Genomic DNA, 19218 nt, shown 5'->3' on the forward strand with positions numbered 1-19218 from the left:
GAGCCAGACACCATGAGTAAAAGCCTTTACCAGGTGCCATTGTAAAAAATAGATTTGATAATATAGATAATTAACAGTACTCTTTAAGCAGATCCAATTATCCGCAGGGAATTATGATAATTAACAACGCAGTGATCATTGATGGGTATGTGGACGAACCAGCATGCTTCGGAGTTCCTCCTTACGTATCCCCATATATCAGATACATAGCAGGAGCATTAAGGGAAAGAAGGTTTGAAGAGGAAGCGATTCATTACTTTACTATCGACTCTATCAGGACAAGCCCCCGTAATGCAGAAGAATTGATCAAAAAAGCGAATATTGTCATCGTCGTAGCCGGGATGACAGTCCCTGGGAAATATCTCAGATCAACACCTATCAGTCCGGGAGAGATTGAAAGCATTTTCAGTGCAGCCTCCGGGTTAAAGGTCCTGGGAGGTCCCATAAGACTTGGATTCAGTTACGAAGGAGGGAAAACTGCCCGCTCATTAGGCATACACGCAGAAGATGTCCATGTCTCACGGGCAGATATAGAAGCATTTGTCTTTGATATTCTTGAGAACAACAGCACTATGAGAGATGTGGAAAACTGCACCCATCGTTTCAGGAGTGTCGAAGAGATAGGGAGATGGAGCACAAAAGGGACCTTCATAATAAAAAGGCACCCTGACTACCCTAACATAGTTTGCGAGCTGGAGACATACAGAGGATGCGGGCGCAAAGTACATTGTTCTTTCTGCACGGAACCATTCTACGGGCCCTCAGACTACAGGCCCGTGGAGGAGGTTATTCAGGAAGTTGCGGGACTATATGACCAGGGGGCCAGGTTTTTCAGAATAGGACGCCAGCCGGACATACTCACCTATCATGCAAAGGATACAGGCGGTGATATCCTGCAACCGGACCCTGAAGTGCTGTTATCGCTTTACAGAGGCATCCGCACAGTAGCTCCCGAACTAAGGGTTCTGCACATGGACAACGCCAATCCTGCCACCATAGCCGCATATCCGCAAGAGTGTAAAGAGATATTGAAAACAATTGTACAATACCATACACCAGGAGATGTTGCCGCGCTGGGGATGGAAAGTGCCGACCCGGAAGTTATCCGGGCCAATGAACTCAAGGCCATGCCGGAAGAAGTATTCGAAGCCATCCGCATGATCAATGAAGTTGGAAGAGCACGAGGAGTCAACGGGATGGCAGAGTTGCTTCCGGGACTCAATTTCGTGCATGGCCTTAAAGGTGAAACAAAGAAGACATTCCGGTTAAACCAGGATTTTCTCCGAAAAGTGCTGGATGCAGACCTGCTTGTAAGAAGGATAAATATCAGGCAGGTAATGGCATTCCCGGGAACCGGAATGTACGGCAATGATGAACTTGTCGCAAAGAACAAGAGAATGTTCCTGAATTACAAGGAGAATATAAGAAAGGACATCGACCTGCCCATGCTAAGGAGACTTGTTCCCATAGGTACAATCCTGAAAGAAGTCCAGTGCGAGGTGAATGACGGTAACATCTGCTTTGCAAGACAGATGGGATCATATCCATTGCTTGTAGGCATCCCTGCACAGATGCCACTGGGAGAGTTCATTGATGTCATTGTAACCGGACATGGACACCGTTCGATAACAGGAGTGCCGTTCCCCCTTGATATCAATACAGCACCTGCCTCACTGATCAGGGAATTACCGGGGCTTGGAAAGAATCAGGCCGTGGCAATAAAAAGCATGACTCCTTTCTCAGACATAAAGGATTTCCTGAAAAGGACAGACCAAATGAGATTGAATAATGCAGATGCTTTAAAGGACTATCTTACATTCAGCCAGATGTAAGGTCTCATCGCAGGAGCTTCTTCATCATTTCTGTATCCTTGAGTATCCGGAAACTGACAAAACCGCCAACTAAGAGATTCATGTAAAAAGTCAGTGCCCTCCAGACAACAACAGTTATACCCAAGAGAGAGGAACTCACAAACATTGAAAATATCGTGATTGCACCAAACTCTGCAATGCCACTTGCTCCCGGAGTTGCGGGTATTGCCATAAGTAACGCCATAAGCACCTGGGCGGAAATCACAACCAGAGGATTTGGATACTGATTCAGTCCGATAAGTATGACATACAGCATGGAAAATTCTACACCCCAGAAAAGGAAAGTATTCAGCACTCCGAAAAAAAGACCCTTACGATTTTCCTTTTTCAGAAACATGAATATGCTACCATGAAAATTTTCAAGCTCGCAGTCCACTTTTGAGATAATCTGTTCAAGCCGTGCATCAGTCCTGGCACCAACAAAAGGAGCTATCCATTTTACAAAGAACATTGCAAGTTTCCTTGTAGCAACTGGTTTCCATACTGCATATAGCACCAACAGGAGAACCCCCAGTAAAAATAATGCTGCTGCAATGAGCAGTATATCAATACCCGGATCTTCCATTATCACTTTGAACACATAGAGCGAAAGAGGAGCAAAGGACAGTATGACGATACCGTCGAGCAGTCTTTCACCAAGCACTATTGCAGATGCTTTCCCGAGGGATATTTTATCCAGATGAAGAAGATGTACCCTGACAGGCTCCCCACCCATAGAGGAAGGAGTGACCGATGCGGCAAAAGCGCTGGAAGTAACTATCTGAAAAGACCTTGAGACACTTATTTTGTAACCAAGGGTTTTGCACATGCCGCGAAGACGCACACCCCATACCAGATATGATAAACCATGAATGCACGCTGCTGCAACGATATATTCTGGCCTTATGCTCAATAAGCCATGAATAGTGCCGGTGTCAAATGTAAAAATCAAGACAACAATTCCCGATACCAGGCTTATGAGTAATGAGACTATAAGCCATTTCTTCAGCTTGTTCATGCAATCAGACCTGAAATGAAAAAGAGGGAAACAAAGTGTGATTAAATGTAGGATTCATTGACCATATCATTTTTTACACTTGTGCCACCGGGTATTACTATGTCAGGCCATATCTTTGTGTTGGAATGCACCGTTGTATTATTCCCTATGACAACATTCGGCCCGATGACGGTACCATTCTCAAGACAGGAATTCTCAGACACTTGTGCCCCATTATCGATAATAGAGCCCGATACGTTGCAATTACTGCCAATAGTAATATTGTTGAAGATATATGAGGACAGTATCCTTGATCCATCATTGATAACGCAATTGGACCCTATGGTGGTATAGGGCCCGATGAGCACATTATCGCCAATCCTTGTATTCTCACCTATTACCACCGGGCCTACAATGGCAGAGTTGGAACCAACAGATACATTATTCCCTAACTGAAGCGGACCTGTTAGACGGGCATCCTTGCTACTGAAATGCCCGACAATAGTAGTACCTGGCAAAGCTTCCAGCATCCATCTCTGGGCCTGCCTGTAAGCAGAGGCATTTCCCACGTCAGTCCATTTACCCCGCGCGAGTATACCATTAATTTTGTAGTTCTTTGTAAGCATTGCGGGGAAAAGATCCTTGGCAAAATCATATTTTGTGTTTTCGGGTATCCAGTCAAATATTTCCGGATCACACATATATATACCAGTACTTGCGAGGTTACTGAATATCTCCCCGGGTCCGGGTTTCTCCAGGAATCTTCGTATCCGGTTATTAACATCCATGTCTGCGATACCGAATTCCCGGGGATCGTCTATGGAAAGGAGCCCAATGGTCACAAGAGAATCATTTGTTTCATGAAAGCGATACATCTCCCTGAGATTCAGGTTCAATACATGATCTCCGCCAAGCACCAGGAAAGGCTCATCTTTGAGATACTTCTCAGCATTCTTTACCCCGCCTGCGGTACCCAGTTTATCTTTCTCATATACATAATCGATATGTACTCCGAAGATACGTCCGTCGCCTAACTGCTCCTCTATGTTTTCCGCCATATACCCGAGAGTAATGACAATTGTATTGAAACCCTCTTTGGACAGGTGCTCAATTAGATGCACAACAGAGGGTTTGTTGAGTATTGGTATACTCGGCTTTGGTCTCTCAAATGTCAAAGGGCGCAGCCTGGTCCCCTCGCCTCCACACATTATACAGGCCTTCATGCTTGTTTATGACGCAGTGTTCGTTTAAATCTTTAGCGATTAATTCATTTTGTTTAAAGCAGTCAGGCGCTTTTGACAAGAACAACATCATTTTTGTGCTGGACGACTATCTCAACCTCACCTTCGTATTCTTCAACAGTCCCGAAAATACGCACAACATCATCCGTATCCAGCATTGCACCGATATCCTTTGCACCATTTCCGGACGGAATGAAAACCTTAACAGGCCCTGAACCTGAATCAACTGTCATCAGAAGATGATTACCAGTATAAGTAAAGCGTTTAGTAATAATGCTACCTTCCAGTAAAACCCTTTCACCTTCCCCGGACATGGCTGAAAATTCAGCCACATCCGGCTCGTCACCTGTGAAGAATGTTACATACACTATTGAAAGGGAAAGGAATACCATTGCAAGCAGGATAACTACGACTTTCTCTTCCTTTTCCATTACGATCCCTGCCTGAAAATCACTCACCTATGGAAACAACTTGTATCGTAAAGATGAGTGTTTCCCCTGCAAGCTGATGATTACAGTCAAGAGTGACATTCTCTTCGGTGACCTCCACTATTGTGCATGTACCCAGCATCGTAGGAACTTTTACTCCTACCTCAGGAGTGATATTGGCACTTGTGAATTCCTCCGAAGGGAACTGGAACAATCGATCCTCAGAATAGTTCCCATAAGCTTTCTCCGGTGGGATGGTAACTGTTTTCTCCTCACCCACAGACATCCCAATTACAGCCTCGTCAAATCCTGCGATCATCTGGCCTTGTCCCGCAACAAATCCTAAGGGCTCATAATTCCTCTCAGGGTCATACAGTCCGGAATCAAGCGCTACTTGTTCAATGGAAGTGTCAAAGACGCTTCCGTTCTCAAAACTGCCGATGTAATCCACGGTTACATAGTCACCCTGCTCCACAGTATCCTGTGAAACGCAGCCGCTTGCAAATACCAGACCTATTAAGACCAATAATATGAATTTCTTCATCAAATCACCTAAAGATATATTGAAACATCCATAATAGTGCTATATTCTCCAGTTGCAATATTAACTTACCACAACACACCTGTAAAAACTATACATCCATATAAATTAATTCAATCGGAAGCAGAAAATAATAATAGGATATTGCATATGTAACTGAAATATAAGAAAACGCGTAGAAAACGCTTCAGCAAAGCTTGGTGCTGTGGAATAGAGAGATACCAATCCCTGAAGGAAAAAGCTGGCAATACGGGCAATTAGAAGAAACTGAAACTATCATGCATGAACTGGAAGGCAGTATTATGGTCAGACAGCTCAAGATTTATAAGCCAAGTATTGACCAAGAGCGAGGGAAACAACAGTCACGCGGTGAACTATAAGACCCTAATATTTATGGGCTTCCCAGTATATTTTATTCAAGAGGTATGTTAATAAAGAATTATCAACTTATGGATGCGTAAAAAACCTTAGTGGACTGGTCGGGAATTGAACCCGAGGCCTCTACCATGCCAAGGTAGCGATCTTCCCCTGATCTACCAGCCCAGTAATTGACCTCATACAGGCATCATATCAAATAAAGTTATCGCTAGAAATGGGCTCCGAAGTTGCACATTATAAGGTAATACATAATGAAGAAGTTAGCCAGAGCGAAATATTAAAGTACCTGTATGCGTATTTGGAGTGTCGCTTGAATAACACAATCATTCAAGAACGATAAAATATGCAAGTGGGCCCGTAGCTTAGCTCGGTGGAGCGCACGGCTGATAACCGTGAGGTCCTGAGTTCGAATCTCAGCGGGCCCATTCTACTTCTTATGACTTCTAATATTATTGTACCTGACATTACATGCCGAAGTGGCACACAATTCCTGGCATTTATGTAAACTCAAATATAGATATCAGGCACGCATACACGTATAATTCTTTGCCTGATTGGGTATTATAGTTGTTTTTTCATGGCTGTTAGTACACCAAATAATCTATTGTGTGAAATATACGTTGCAGACTCACTATTTTGTTGTAATATGGATTAATATATAATAAATACTTATAATAGTTGTGCGCTTGCACCGTACCAAGATCATGTATAGGTGATAAGAAAACTGCTGATCAGGCAAACGTCGAATTCAGACAGTGAGGGGAAAGTTCCTTGGTGACCATTTAAATCTTAAGATAAAACGAAACTAAAAATTATTTGGTGATATTGCATGAGAGAAAAGAAACCCCACAACATGAATGAAAAGGAGTACGAAATGGTCGAGTTGCTCAGGAAACTGGATATGAACAGACCTGTTGCATTGACGATTGCGACTTTGGCAAGTGGGGACGAAATAACTTCCCGTGAAATAGAAGCAACTTCAGAGCTACGCCAGCCTGAGGTAAGTATTGCCATGAGATTCCTTAGAGACAACAACTGGGTCGAGATTCGGGAAGAAAAGAAAAATGAAGGAAAAGGCAGGCCGGTCAAATTATACAGGCTAATCACACCCCTTGAAGAGATAATTGGCAGCATCGAAGAGAGAGTGCTATATGAGAGCAGATCAGTGCTTGAGAACATAGAGAAACTTAAAAGTCTCACCTGAAGTATAAATGAATCACAGGCTGGCTGCTTACCTGCTATCGGCATTGCAGGAGGCAGCAGGATATACTTTTACTCTTTCAAACATACCCCATTCTGCTCACCGACAGTTAATTCAATCGCAGATTTTATATTGGGATAACCTGTCTCATACTCATACACTATAGCAGATGAACTGCAAGAAATGGAGTTATTTTTTTGAGCACTATTAGCGAAAAGATATTCAGTCGCGCGGCAGGGACAAAGGCCAAAGCGAATGATTTTGTCATAGCGGATGTGGACTGTGCCATGGCCCATGATGGAACAAGCATCCTTGCTGTAAGATCTTTCAGGGAAATGGAAGTTAAAAAAGTATGGGACCCAAACAGGATTGTTATTCCTTTTGATCACCTCACTCCCGCAAACACCGACACAACCGCAGCCTTGCAGAAGGACATCCGGGAATGGATAAAGAGCCAGGAAATAAAGAACTTCTATGACACAGGAGAGGGCATCTGCCATCAGCTTCTTCCGGAGAAAGGGTTTGCACTGCCAGGAAAACTCATAGTAGGAGCAGATTCTCATTCATGTACCTACGGAGCATTCGGGGCATTCGGGACCGGAGTGGGAGCTACAGACATGGCAGAGATATTTGCCACAGGAAAACTCTGGTTCAGGGTTCCGGAGAGCATCAGGATAACTGCAGATGGAAAACTGAGAAAACACACCCATGCAAAAGATCTCACACTCAAGATAATCGGAACTCTGGGAGTAGCAGGAGCTACCTATAAAGCCGCGGAGTTCTATGGAAGCACGATCGAAAACCTGTCCATCTCAGGCCGGATGACTCTTTGTAACATGGCAATCGAAATGGGAGCAAAGGCAGGGATAGTCCCGCCTGATAGAACAACCTTTGAGTACCTTAAAGAGCGCTCTCAGGGAAGCTATGAACCAATATATGCGGATGAGGATGCACATTATTCACAGGAGTACCATTTTGATGCAGGCAGCTTGGAGCCGCAGGTCGCATGCCCCCATAATGTAGACAATGTATGTAACGTCTCAGAGCTTCCCGCTACCAGAATAGACCAGGCATTTATCGGAACCTGTACCAACGGCAGACTGGAAGACCTTGAAGCTGCAGCGAATATCCTCAAGGGAGAAAAGGTGGTTGTCAGAACACTTGTCATCCCTGCATCAAGAGAGATATTCCTTGAAGCTGTCCGTAAAGGTATCATAGAGATACTTCTTGAGTCCGGGGCGACAATTGGAACACCCGGGTGCGGACCCTGCCTGGGTGGCCACATGGGCGTCATTGCCAAAGGAGAGGTATGCATATCGACAGCAAACCGGAACTTCAAAGGCAGGATGGGCACAGGAGGATTTATCTATCTTGCCTCTCCGGCTACAGCCGCCGCATCAGCGCTCACCGGAGAGATAACCAGCCCGGCAGACATTTAGGGCCGCATTCCCATATATAATCGCTGAAGTCAGAATATGTGAGGCTAATAAATGACAAATGACATCAACAGATCAAAACTGGCACACCTTCTTGAGCACTGGGTGGAGCACAATGAAAGTCACAGTAAAAGTTTCAAGGAATGGTCGGTAAAAGTGCGGGATGCAGGCTATACGGAGCTGGCCGATGATATCCTGCAGGCAGAACAGAAAATGAGCGAGTGCTCAGACCTTTTGAAGAAAGCAAGGGATAAATGTTAAAAGAACAGTTCTTTTTTTACTAAAAGTTGCTAACAAAAGAAGTGAAAATGGCAGGACCATTTTCATTGATCTTTCATCTCCCAAGTTCCGCATGTGCCCTGGCAAGATGTCCGGCAGCCTGGGCGCCTATGAGGGATATCTCTCCTGCCAGCACGGCTGCAGCCACTATCTCAGCCAGCTTCTTTGAGTTAGTTCCCGGAGGATTACCTGAACCTTTCACACCAAGCAATCTCAGGCAGTCACCCTGAGGTCCGAGGCCGGTCCCACCTCCGACAGTACCTACTGCGAGGGAAGGAATGGTCACCGAACAATAAAGGTCACCATATTTTGTCAGTTCCATAGTTGTAATGGCTGTACTGCCTTCTACCACATGAGCTGCATCCTGTCCGCAGGCGATGAACATTGCAGCAATTATATTTGCAGCATGTGCGTTGTATCCAAGCGCGCCAGCGCGCGCAGAACCAAGCAGGTTCTTCCTGTAGTTTACATCCGCCATTGTTTCAGGCTTGCACTTAAGGCGCTCCTCTACCACGGATTTTGGGATTACGACATCCGCTACAACGGTTTTCCCCCTGCCCATAATAGTGTTTATTGAAGCAGGCTTCTTATCAGTGCACATATTGCCTGAAAGTGATATAGGAATCGCTCCAAACTCGTCCTCGATAAGTGCTGCCAGGGCTTCTGTGGCTATAGTCACCATATTCATACCCATGGCATCCTTTGTGTCATATGAAAAGCGGAGATAGACCGTGTTTCCGGTAACATATGGCTCAACTCCGACAAGTTCTCCAAAACGGGTTGTCTGTGATGCCTTGTCCTTCAGCCTGGAAAATACCTCCGGCCTTTTCACCCAGTCTGCAAATTCCCTGGCCCGGACCACATCGTCAAGTTTGAATACAGGAGCCCTTGTCATCACATCCTGGAATATGCGCACATTTGAACCATCGGAGCCGGTTATAACAGAACAACCCCTGTTCACACTTGCAACAAGGGCACCTTCGGTCGTAGCCAGTGGGACATGATAGGAACCTTCTGCAAACTCACCTTTTACTTTCAACGGACCAGCAACACCTAATGGCACCTGGATAGCTCCTATCATATTCTCTATGTTGCGCTTGGTTGCATCTTCAAGATCAAGGGAACACATACTGAGGTGTTCAAGCTTCACACCATAAGAGCTTTCAATCGCACATCGCCTTATCCTGACAGCTGTCTCTTTGTCTGTCAGTGAATCTATCCTGTGATAAGGGATCTCGCCTTTGATAACCTTTGCAAGAAGTTCCCCTTCATTTTCATTTGAATCATCTCTTAATATCATGTCCATCTCCGGAAGAGCAGGCAAATTCCATAGCCGCAACAGGTTCTTTTGTAAGTACAGAGGATTACCTACGATAATACAAATAGTTCACGCTTTTAAAGATATGTCATTTCACAGGCTGGAAAGCAGACTGTATGTGCTTATAAATAAAATACGCGCTTTTTTATATTAGGATAACATAATAAACTAATGCTCAATTCATCGGCTTTATGAGTAAAAGGTATTGACATCAATAAGGCATAAGTAGCCTTTTATTGAAACAGTACATTTATTGAGTTTGGGAATAAAATCATAACTACTTCGATATCATAAGGTGGTATAGTGTCAGAGGCATATCTATCAGAGAGAATAGAGACGGGAATACCTGGATTGGATGAAATGCTCCGTGGAGGATACTTCGTGGGAACTGCAAATGTCGTTTCTGGAGATTCCGGTACAGGTAAGACTATCTTTGGAACACAATTCATTGTTGAAGGAGCAAAGAGAGGCGAGAATGTAATGTGCATCATCACCTCCGAGGAGTCAAAATCTATTGTAAGGGAAATGCAGACCTCTTTTAACTGGGATCTCGAAGAGTACGTCAGAGAGGGAAAACTCACCTTTGTAGACATTACGGACCCAAGCCTTCGCCTTCAGAAAAGCGTAGAGATTGCACCGTCAGAGCTTATTAAGAGCTTTAAAAAACTTATTGAGAGCAAGATAGAGGAGATCAAGCCTACCCGCATTTTCATTGACTCTATAGAAGCACTGTTCCTTGCTATCGAATCTAACTACAAGTTAAGAACACTCATCGATGATGTTTTCAGCGTGTTCCGTAAGCACCAGGTAACCTCTGTTATAACGGTGGGAGCTATGTATAACCTTGATAACATGGTTGAATATGGTGCAGACTCGGTCATCAAGCTTGGACGCATAATTGCAGGGAACAACCTCCAAAGATCGATATATGTCATGAAAATGAGAGGGTCAGGCACCATTAATGAAGTGCGTGTACTCAATATATCAGACAATGGAATGTCGGTACTTGCACAATCCCCATATCTTGAATGAATGGTGGCATTGGCGCCACATTCTACTTCTTTTCCGGTTCTGTTCAGAGACGGAACCAGTCATCATCCTCAGCACATTCCCCTTCATCAATATCAATATCCAGAGAGGGCTTACCGGTTGCTGAGGCTATTGCATCATAAAAGTCTTTGAGATACTTTTTCTGGTTAAGGCTCCCATATATGAATTTACGCTGGGGCTGCAGGTTTTGGGCTATAGTCTCTTCCTTGGGAACAATAACTACCGGAACACCAGTCATTTCAAGTGCCATTTCCATCGCTTTCCTGAAATCCCCGATACAGTAAGCAATACGATGCTTATATACGTCACGTGTTTTCTCAAGATATGCTGCAAGACGCTCACTTTCCATTTTCAGAAAATCACGTTTCACTTTTGCAACATTACATTTTCCCATTATGAACCTGTAATCCATGAAAGGGTATTCGGTGTCTATTTCCCGAGGAGTGATGCCGCATGTTCCGAATACGACAACATGAACTTCTTCAGGTTTAAGAAGACTGAATATAATCCTGTCAAAAATCTTGTGCGAGGGACTCTCATGATATGGTTTTTTCTTAGAACACGGAACGAAAATGCATATATCCCTTACAGGGGGTTCGTACTCAGTGATCACCCATTCATTGGCACGTATCATGTCCGGATGATAGATCAGTTCATCTGTGTCCAGCGGTATGTCCGAACGCTCATTCTCAGGTATAATTGGTGTCAAGGAATAGCAATATCAGGGAAACTATATATATAAGTGACGCAAACACTATACGGTTTTGTGCAAAACATACACTGGCGCTTTAGAAGACTTTACACCAGATGTACCTTTATTTAAGAGGAATATTATGGCAAGTTCGATTCCTGAAATGTTGAAAGCAGAATGTAAATGCGAAGATATGGCAAAATGCATACTTGGCCTGAAAGAACTTGACATCAGTACTTACAAAAAACTACTTGAAGAAGGTCCTATGACCGCAGAACAACTTGGCCAGCTGCTGGGAAGAGAACGCAGCACAGCTTATCGCTCGTTACAGAATCTCACAGCTGCCGGTCTTGTGTACAGGGAGACCAGATCTATAGATATTGGAGGATATTATTATGAATATGCCGCCATTGAACCCACACAGGTAAAGAAGATGCTCAAGGATACAATAGACGAATGGTATCAGAAAGTGAGCGACCTTATAGAGAACTTTGACCGTGAACTGTTAGGCAACTGATGCCCCGACATCAGCAATATGATTAATGCCGCCAAAGCATCACTTATTGATCACAAGGCAACCAGCTATCATGTCGTGCAGCCCCTGCTTTTTTTTCGGTAAAACCTATCATCAGGTAACCCAGATAATAAACCATTGCAGAGAGTATCTTGGCGAAATGCCTGAGTGTAGCTCTCCAGAAAGATATCTTTCTCCCGTCCATATCGGTGACCTTTATACCTGCAAGTTTCTTGCCAAAGGTTGCCTGATGAGATGAGCTTTCCATGATAGCAAAATAAAGCCATCTCAGGATAAGGAAGATACCTCCTATGAAAAAGAACGCCGTAGAGAGCAGCGCCGGAAAGAAAGAATCTTTCCCTAATAGACCGACAATACTTCCGATGGAACTTCCCACGATAACACCCAGAATAATGGATATGGGGCCGCCTACCACCGTTACAAGGAAAGTATCGAATATAGCTGCAAGAAGTCTTTTCCAGAAGCCTGCATATTGGTGTGCTGGCACATAAACGCCACAATTGAGACAATGTGTTGTAAGATCTGGATTATAAGTTCCGCATTCCTTGCAGTCCATTTGCAATAAACCCCTATTAGCTTTTGTGAACGGTATTATTTAAAAGAATGGGAAGTAGAGTAAAACAGATTAAGTGACAATATCTCAAAATAACCCCTTACCTGCTTCCTGCCCATACTCATTGTCCCCCAAAGCTGAATCGTAACGTGGAGAATATTCTTGAAAGAGGATTGCTGACATCAGCATTCCTTTTGCGAGCAAACCATTTTTCAGCTTGTTTCCATAGTAACATACCATACCAAATAATGACACAATCCACCCGAATAGCCCGGTCCTTTAATCAGCCGTATTATCCATATGCATTTGTATTCAGCTCAAGTAAGCACAATATTAAATATGATGATTAAAGCATACTTTCAGGTCATAGCACCTGAAAAACAATATCTGAACAACTTACAGGAAATTAGCATTCCAGAATACCTTTCAATCATACTTTTCATACAGTTCACACCATACTATATCCTCACAGGTATAACATATTATATATCATTAATAAGAATCTGAGATGTAATGGAACGCTCTAGTAAAATGTGGCAGGCACTGACCATACTTGTAATCCTGACAATAGTACTTGCCTACGCATTGTACCCATACGCAAGCGCCTTCTTTGGAGCATTTATACTTTATGCAGTGTTCAAGCCGTTTCATAGGTTTTTAATATCCCGACTGAATATCAAATCCTCAATATCTGCATTGGCAGTTATCTTTACATCTATCCTGATTATCCTGATACCCCTGTATATTCTTATGGCTATTGTTCTTTTGCAGATACAGACATTGTTTGCAGACATCAGCGGAATATACTCCTCCATTGAGTCGACAATACATTACATTGACAACATCAGCGATAATATGATACCTGTGGAAATAGACCTGATGGAAAGATTGATGGAACTTGTTGCAAGTTTGGCCAATTGGATAAGTATTATAGCATTGGGAGCTATATCTACCATCGGCCAAAGACTCGTCGAGTTCATCATCATGTACTTTGTGCTTTTCTATTTGCTTGTGGGGGACAAATCTGCATTTGCACAAGGCCTTCAAAATGCCATACCTTTTAACAAAAAGAACACAAGTAGGTTACTGGAACAATTCATTTCCCTTGTAAGGACCATTCTTGTAAGCACGGGTTTAATTGCAGTTCTTCAGGGAGTTATACTTACGACAACATTCCTTCTCCTTGGTATTGAAGGCGCTTTCCTATGGGGGTTTGTGACAATGTTACTTGCTTTCCTTCCAGTTGTAGGGCCACCGGTCATATGGGTTCCCACACTGGCATTACAAATAATCCAGGGAGACATTTTCACTGCAATCGGAGTACTTATCGGAGGAATTCTCCATACACTTGTAGATGAGGTTCTAAGGCCTTTTGTTCAAAAAAGAGTAGGAGAGATCCATCCATTAATAACTCTTGTAGGAGTCATTACGGGTCTGAAATTATTCGGGCTGCTAGGAATCATCATAGGACCTCTCCTGATCTCATATGTACTGCTAGTGGCGGCGATGTTCAACGAGGAATATCTTTCCAGGCAAGAGAATGGATACTATGAATGTGTCAAAACAGAAGCCTTTAAAGATGGCTGAGCAGGATTATTCCCGGCACCTACTGTCGAGATGCTGTAAAATGCAAGCTGAAAAACCACATAAGATGATACTGTCAGCCCTGTTCCTGGTAATACTGTTAGCTGTGCTCGCCTACTCCTTATATCCCTACATCAACGCATTCTTCGGGGCATTGATAATGTATGTTGTTTTCAGGCCAATGTATACCTTCCTTAATACCAGGCTTAAAATAAAATCCAGCCTGGCGGCGGTTCTAGTAATTATTATTACTGTTATGATAGTACTCGTGCCACTATACATCCTCTTCACGATTATAATCCTGGAAATACAGTATTTAACGGCGGATGTCGGAGACATATCAAGGATCCTGCCCTTGCTAGGAACTAACAGCCTTATTGCAACACAGTTTATCCGAGGTGTAGTGCCCACGGATACCAGCCTACATGAAAGAACAATAGAGTTGGCAGCCAGTACTGCTGGCTCGCTGGGTGCGATGCTCCTAAGTGCGGTCCAGAGTGTAGGCAGAAGGCTCATAGAATTCATTATAATGTATTTTACGCTTTTCTACATGTTCATTGGCGAGAAATCAGATTTCGCCCGCAGTCTGCAAAATGCAATTCCCTTCAATGAAAAGAACACCATGGAACTCTTAAGAGAATTCAGGTCCATGGTAAAGACTATCCTTGTAAGCTCTGGCGTCATTGCAGTAATTCAGGGGGGACTTCTAGCCATTACATTTATGGTATTTGGACTGGAAGGCGCTTTCCTCTGGGGATTTGTGACTTTCATCCTGTCTTTCGTTCCGGCACTTGGACCGCCTATCGTATGGATTCCTGCGGCCATTATCCAATTAGTGCAACAAGATTATATCAGTGCGGCAGGAGTGCTTGTCGGAGGTATTATTATCAGTTCAGTGGATAATCTCATACGCCCTGCTATAAATAAGAAAGTAGGCCAGCTGCATCCCTTGGTATCTATTATAGGAATTATAATCGGCCTCAATCTATTCGGACTGCTGGGCATTATTATGGGACCACTTCTGCTTTCCTATGCGTTACTTACGACCAGGATGTTCCATGAGGAATACTTATAACCAGAGATATTTGTCTCATCCGGGAAATAGATAACATGAGAGCTCACTGAACATACTGGGATTTGGGCTACTGACTTGTTCTTACCGAAGAAGAATTCGGAATTAATAATCATCAATATATTGCTACTAGATGAATGATATTATTCGTGAAATCGATTTGTCTCCTCATACTAGTGATAGCAACTATTGCTTGTGCGGGGATGCGGACACGGATATTGCTCTTTCGGATAACTAATAAGAGACAACTCCAGTTGTCAACTTTCCCGTATCTACAGAGAAACTCTTGACATTACATATTTTATTAATGAATAAAAATTTTCTCTTTTATTACCTGGCATTAATTGTAGCAATTTTTGCAGATACTTTTCAGTATTGAAAAAATATCAACCTCAGAGGCTGCATGGTATTAGCAAACGATTTTTATAACTTAATTATTATACTAAAGTTAATAATCGAAAGAATAATTATTGAAACACCACAAGATGATCCAAATGTATAAAAACAAATCAACGATATTAAAATACTCACTCCTATTATTGATATTATGTTTATCAACTGGAATAGTATCTTCAGCAGATATCATAGTAGGATCAGGCCTGGGAAACACCACTATCAATGCCGCACTTTTTAATGCAAGTAACGGTGACATCATTATTGTAAGTGACGGAAATTACACTGAAAATATAGTTGTCAGCAAAAATGTTACAATTCGCTCACAAAACGGTTCAACGCATACTACTATAGAGGCAGCATCTCCAGATATCCATGTATTCAACATTACAGCCGACAGTGTTGCAATCCAGGGATTAAATGTAATAGGCCCAACGAATTACAGTAGCATTTACATGCTCTCAGTCTCTGACTGTAATATTTCTGATAATGTAATATCTGAAAGTTATGCTGGAATCTTCTGCTTCAATGTGAGCAATAGTGACTTAATCAACAATACAATCACTTCCAGCGTACAAGGAATATACCTGTATGATTCACCCAACAATACCTTGATCAATAACACAATGGAATCAAATGAGTATAATTTTGGTGGTTATGGAACAAGTCAGGAGAATTTCTTCCAGAACATCGACACCAGCAACCTGGTTGATGGAAAACCTATCTATTATCTTATCGATCAGGCAGATATGCAAGTACCGTCCGATGCGGGACAGGTCTATGTCGTTAACTCCACCAATGTCACTGTTAAGGACATTGCAATATCAAATGGTTCTGAAGGCATAGTATTTGCATATACGGATAATTCTAAAATAGAGAACGTTACTCTATCAGAGAATGAGTATGGCATCGTACTTTTCAACTCCAATTCCAATATTCTTGATAACATCAACGTCAATAACAATTATTATGGTATTTTCCTCCGTAACTCAACCAACAATAATCTGATCAGCAACATAATCAGCTCTAACGGGTGGGACGGTATTTCCCTGTATTCTTCAAGTGAACTCAATAATGTCAACAACAACACGATCAGTTCCAATGGCTGTGACGGTATCTACCTTGATTATTCCGGGAACAATACCTTAAGCAACAATACTATTATCAATAATCCTGAAATCGGAATCAACCTTTATGAGTCTGCTGACAATAACATAATCAACAATAGTGTCAACAACAACACTTATCAAGGCATTTACCTGGAAGATTCAACTAACAACACCCTGATCGATAACATAATGGAATCAAATGGTTACAATTTCGGTGTTGGAGGGGCAACGTTTGAGTTTTTCGTTCAAAATATAGATGCCAGTAACACGATTGATGGGAAAGTGCTCTATTATCTTCTCGACCAGGCAGACATGCAGGTACCATCCGATGCCGGACAGGTATACGCAGTAAACTCTACCAACATTACTGTCAATGATATTGAAGTCTCGAATAGTTTTGACGGCGTTGTGTTTGTATCCACTGACAATTCAACAATAGAGAATGTTACCGTCTCAGAATGTAGATATGGTATTTACTTACTTAACTCCAGTTCAAATGCACTTGATAATATCAGATCTAATGACAATCTCATTGGCGTAATGAATTTAAGATCAAATAACATTACATTGTCCAACAGTAACATGAACTCTAATTTTGTGGGTATTCACCTTCAAGAGACAAATAATAGTGTTATGGCAAATCTCAATGCTAATGATAATATCTTTCTTGGCATTGGTATCATCCACTCGAACAATAACTGCCTGAGTGAAACTGCTGCAAATAATGCTAACTATGCGGGAATATACCTCTCTGCTTCTGACACTAACACATTAACCAACAATATTGCCAGTTCTAACCAAATGGCAGGCATCCTAATCTTTGATTCAGATAATAATGATCTGGCTGGTAACACATTTGATGATAATAAGGCCAGCTCCGGTGATTTGAGCTCTGTAAATCTGGAGTCAGAATCCCTAACCAATGACCAAACAATTGAACAAGCATTCTTCGATGAATTAAATAGCCTTATAGCCGCAGAATCTGAAAACATGGTGAATTCCATATCCATTAATAGTGTTTCAGGCGCACGTGGAATTTACATTTCCGGTTCTACCAGCAATACATTCTCAAATACTCACTCAACGGGTAATGACCATGCTTTCTATGCCTTTGATTCCGTGAATACTATAGTAAACAACCTGATGATAAATACAGACATGGCACAGATGTCTTTCGTGACCAGTGATGCCAAACTCGTAATAAGCGAAGAAAACCTGGATTCTATAACTATGCCCGGTAAAACGAACGTCAATGGCTATGTAAATATGATTCGCTCACCCAATTACCTGGATAGCATCGTCCTTACGCCAATAGATGCAGGTATTGATATCCAGTTCTTCTATGATGATTCCGGAATGAGCAGTGCAGGTGAATCTTCAATAGATTTGTTCAGATTGAACGATACTGTGTGGGAAGAAGTTCCAAATGCTACACTCAACACCAGCAGTAACTATGTTTCTGCAACCATTAATGAAAATGATGGTGTTGCTCCTGCCGGAATAATGGGAGAAAGTCCAACATACACAGTTATATTGGCACTTTTCAAGGACGAAGAAACTACCCGTTCTAACAGCGGTTCTGCAGCTCAAAGGGAGAGAAGAGAAGGGACCATAACAGATCTGCAGGTAGGTAATGATGGAAAAGTAACAAGTGACATGGTTGTTAAATCCGCAGATGCAACAACCACACTGACCTTGTATCAGGGAACACGGGCTGTTGATACTTCCGGATATCCTGTGAATAAGATAATAGTTACTACTCCTCTCTTCCTGCCCGCGGACACTCCGGGAGAGGTCATCGAGTCCGGTCTTTACTTCAGGTTCGGTCCTTCCGGAACCACATTCAGCCAGGAAGTAATGATAACAATGGATTTCGATCCGGAACTGTTTGAAGGACGCGCTCCGGTAATCTACACTTATACATCCGAAGAGGGATGGATAGCGCTGGAGACAACAGTTGACTGGGAGAACGGCAGGGCAACAGCTATGATAAGCCACTTTTCCCTATATGCACTGTTCGGGACCGATTCAGAAGAAACACAGGACATAATAGCTGAAACGCAAGGAACAGACATTGTTTCTCCTGCCACTCAGGAGGAAGGAGCACCTGCTGAAAGTGAAGGTGGTTTTGGCCATCTTTATTGGATTGTCGGTGTTGTAATTGTTCTTGGCATGGGAATTGTAGTTGTAACTAAACAGAAGAACAAAGAAGGAGAGCTTTAAGCTCTCTATTACTTTTTTGTAAATAACGAAGTATCATTTTTCTTTGCCTTATATATTTTCTTTTTTATAGCAACAGCAATTGTAAAATCAATTTGATGATATCATCACTAAAAAGCAATAAATAATTCGTACCTGCAACTTTATGGATTCTGACAAAAGAGATTCTGTTCCTAAAATGTGAATAAGATATTAACGACAAAGTATTTATTCAATGGTTTTAATAATGAAGCGTTCAAGGTGATTAAAGGTCCTATACAAGACCTAATAGAAATCTGGACTTAATCCTTTCATCGTTATTGTAAGTGAGTCTGGCGGCCATAGCGGCGGGGCAATTCCTGT

General features: G+C 42.5%; 16 protein-coding genes and 2 tRNA genes. 10 read left to right on the forward strand and 8 right to left on the reverse strand.

What is annotated here, in order from left to right:
• Positions 1-113: 113 nt before the first annotated feature.
• The gene (locus QZZ22_RS11005) at positions 114-1832 is read left to right on the forward strand and encodes a radical SAM protein (RefSeq protein WP_292464751.1); all 1719 of its coding nucleotides are present in this window, start codon (positions 114-116) and stop codon (positions 1830-1832) included.
• Positions 1833-1836: 4 nt separating this feature from the next.
• On the opposite strand, the gene QZZ22_RS11010 is transcribed toward QZZ22_RS11005, so the two are convergent.
• The 5 genes from QZZ22_RS11010 to QZZ22_RS11030 form a co-directional block, all read right to left on the reverse strand.
• Positions 1837-2868, reverse strand: coding sequence for a flippase-like domain-containing protein (locus QZZ22_RS11010; protein ID WP_292464753.1), 1032 nt, complete (start codon positions 2866-2868; stop codon positions 1837-1839).
• Positions 2869-2909: 41 nt separating this feature from the next.
• Complete coding sequence (locus QZZ22_RS11015) at positions 2910-4070, reverse strand: NDP-sugar synthase (protein ID WP_292464756.1); 1161 nt, start codon at positions 4068-4070, stop codon at positions 2910-2912.
• A 62-nt stretch (positions 4071-4132) separates the two neighbouring features.
• A complete protein-coding gene (locus QZZ22_RS11020; protein WP_292464760.1) occupies positions 4133-4546 on the reverse strand; it encodes an OB-fold nucleic acid binding domain-containing protein in 414 nt (137 codons plus the stop codon).
• Positions 4539-5060 (reverse strand): peptidylprolyl isomerase, encoded by a 522-nt coding sequence (locus QZZ22_RS11025; protein ID WP_292464762.1) that lies wholly within the window; start codon positions 5058-5060, stop codon positions 4539-4541. Before QZZ22_RS11025 ends, QZZ22_RS11020 begins: the two co-directional genes overlap by 8 nt.
• A 468-nt stretch (positions 5061-5528) precedes the next feature.
• Positions 5529-5600 (reverse strand) — tRNA-Ala (locus QZZ22_RS11030).
• Positions 5601-5786: 186 nt separating this feature from the next.
• On the opposite strand from QZZ22_RS11030, the gene QZZ22_RS11035 reads away from it, so the two are divergent.
• From QZZ22_RS11035 to QZZ22_RS11050, 4 genes are all read left to right on the forward strand, one after another.
• Positions 5787-5860: transfer RNA gene (locus QZZ22_RS11035), tRNA-Ile, on the forward strand.
• Between the two features lie 404 nt (positions 5861-6264).
• Positions 6265-6639 carry a transcriptional regulator gene (locus QZZ22_RS11040; RefSeq protein WP_292464765.1) on the forward strand — a complete coding sequence of 125 codons (375 nt, stop codon included), beginning with the start codon at positions 6265-6267 and terminating at the stop codon, positions 6637-6639.
• A gap of 188 nt (positions 6640-6827) precedes the next feature.
• Positions 6828-8075: a 3-isopropylmalate dehydratase large subunit gene (locus QZZ22_RS11045; protein WP_292464825.1), complete on the forward strand. Its 1248-nt coding sequence runs from the start codon at positions 6828-6830 to the stop codon at positions 8073-8075.
• A gap of 51 nt (positions 8076-8126) precedes the next feature.
• Complete coding sequence (locus tag QZZ22_RS11050; protein WP_292464767.1) at positions 8127-8333, forward strand: hypothetical protein; 207 nt, start codon at positions 8127-8129, stop codon at positions 8331-8333.
• Positions 8334-8406: 73 nt separating this feature from the next.
• On the opposite strand, the gene hmgA is transcribed toward QZZ22_RS11050, so the two are convergent.
• Positions 8407-9651, reverse strand: coding sequence for a hydroxymethylglutaryl-CoA reductase (NADPH) (hmgA, locus tag QZZ22_RS11055; RefSeq protein WP_292464769.1), 1245 nt, complete (start codon positions 9649-9651; stop codon positions 8407-8409).
• 321 nt (positions 9652-9972) lie between these two features.
• Here hmgA and QZZ22_RS11060 point away from each other — a divergent pair, with 321 nt between their 5' ends.
• Complete coding sequence (locus QZZ22_RS11060; RefSeq protein ID WP_292464772.1) at positions 9973-10701, forward strand: ATPase domain-containing protein; 729 nt, start codon at positions 9973-9975, stop codon at positions 10699-10701.
• Between the two features lie 43 nt (positions 10702-10744).
• Here QZZ22_RS11060 and QZZ22_RS11065 read toward each other — a convergent pair whose 3' ends face one another.
• Positions 10745-11428, reverse strand: a complete 684-nt coding sequence (locus QZZ22_RS11065) for a DUF5591 domain-containing protein (RefSeq protein WP_292464775.1) — start codon at positions 11426-11428, stop codon at positions 10745-10747.
• A 124-nt stretch (positions 11429-11552) separates the two neighbouring features.
• Here QZZ22_RS11065 and QZZ22_RS11070 point away from each other — a divergent pair, with 124 nt between their 5' ends.
• Positions 11553-11927 carry a helix-turn-helix domain-containing protein gene (locus QZZ22_RS11070; protein WP_292464777.1) on the forward strand — a complete coding sequence of 125 codons (375 nt, stop codon included), beginning with the start codon at positions 11553-11555 and terminating at the stop codon, positions 11925-11927.
• Positions 11928-11970: 43 nt separating this feature from the next.
• On the opposite strand, the gene QZZ22_RS11075 is transcribed toward QZZ22_RS11070, so the two are convergent.
• Positions 11971-12432 (reverse strand): RDD family protein, encoded by a 462-nt coding sequence (locus QZZ22_RS11075; RefSeq protein ID WP_292464780.1) that lies wholly within the window; start codon positions 12430-12432, stop codon positions 11971-11973.
• Positions 12433-13011: 579 nt separating this feature from the next.
• Between QZZ22_RS11075 and QZZ22_RS11080 the strand changes: the two genes are divergently transcribed.
• The 3 genes from QZZ22_RS11080 (at position 13012) to QZZ22_RS11090 (ending at position 18879) form a co-directional block, all read left to right on the forward strand.
• Positions 13012-14085, forward strand: coding sequence for an AI-2E family transporter (locus tag QZZ22_RS11080; protein ID WP_292464782.1), 1074 nt, complete (start codon positions 13012-13014; stop codon positions 14083-14085).
• A 40-nt stretch (positions 14086-14125) separates the two neighbouring features.
• Positions 14126-15157, forward strand: coding sequence for an AI-2E family transporter (locus QZZ22_RS11085; protein WP_292464785.1), 1032 nt, complete (start codon positions 14126-14128; stop codon positions 15155-15157).
• Between the two features lie 536 nt (positions 15158-15693).
• The gene (locus QZZ22_RS11090) at positions 15694-18879 is read left to right on the forward strand and encodes a NosD domain-containing protein (RefSeq protein WP_292464787.1); all 3186 of its coding nucleotides are present in this window, start codon (positions 15694-15696) and stop codon (positions 18877-18879) included.
• Positions 18880-19218: the final 339 nt, after the last annotated feature.

This window comes from Methanolobus sp. (genome assembly GCF_016278365.1).
Taxonomy (GTDB): Archaea; Halobacteriota; Methanosarcinia; order Methanosarcinales; family Methanosarcinaceae; genus Methanolobus.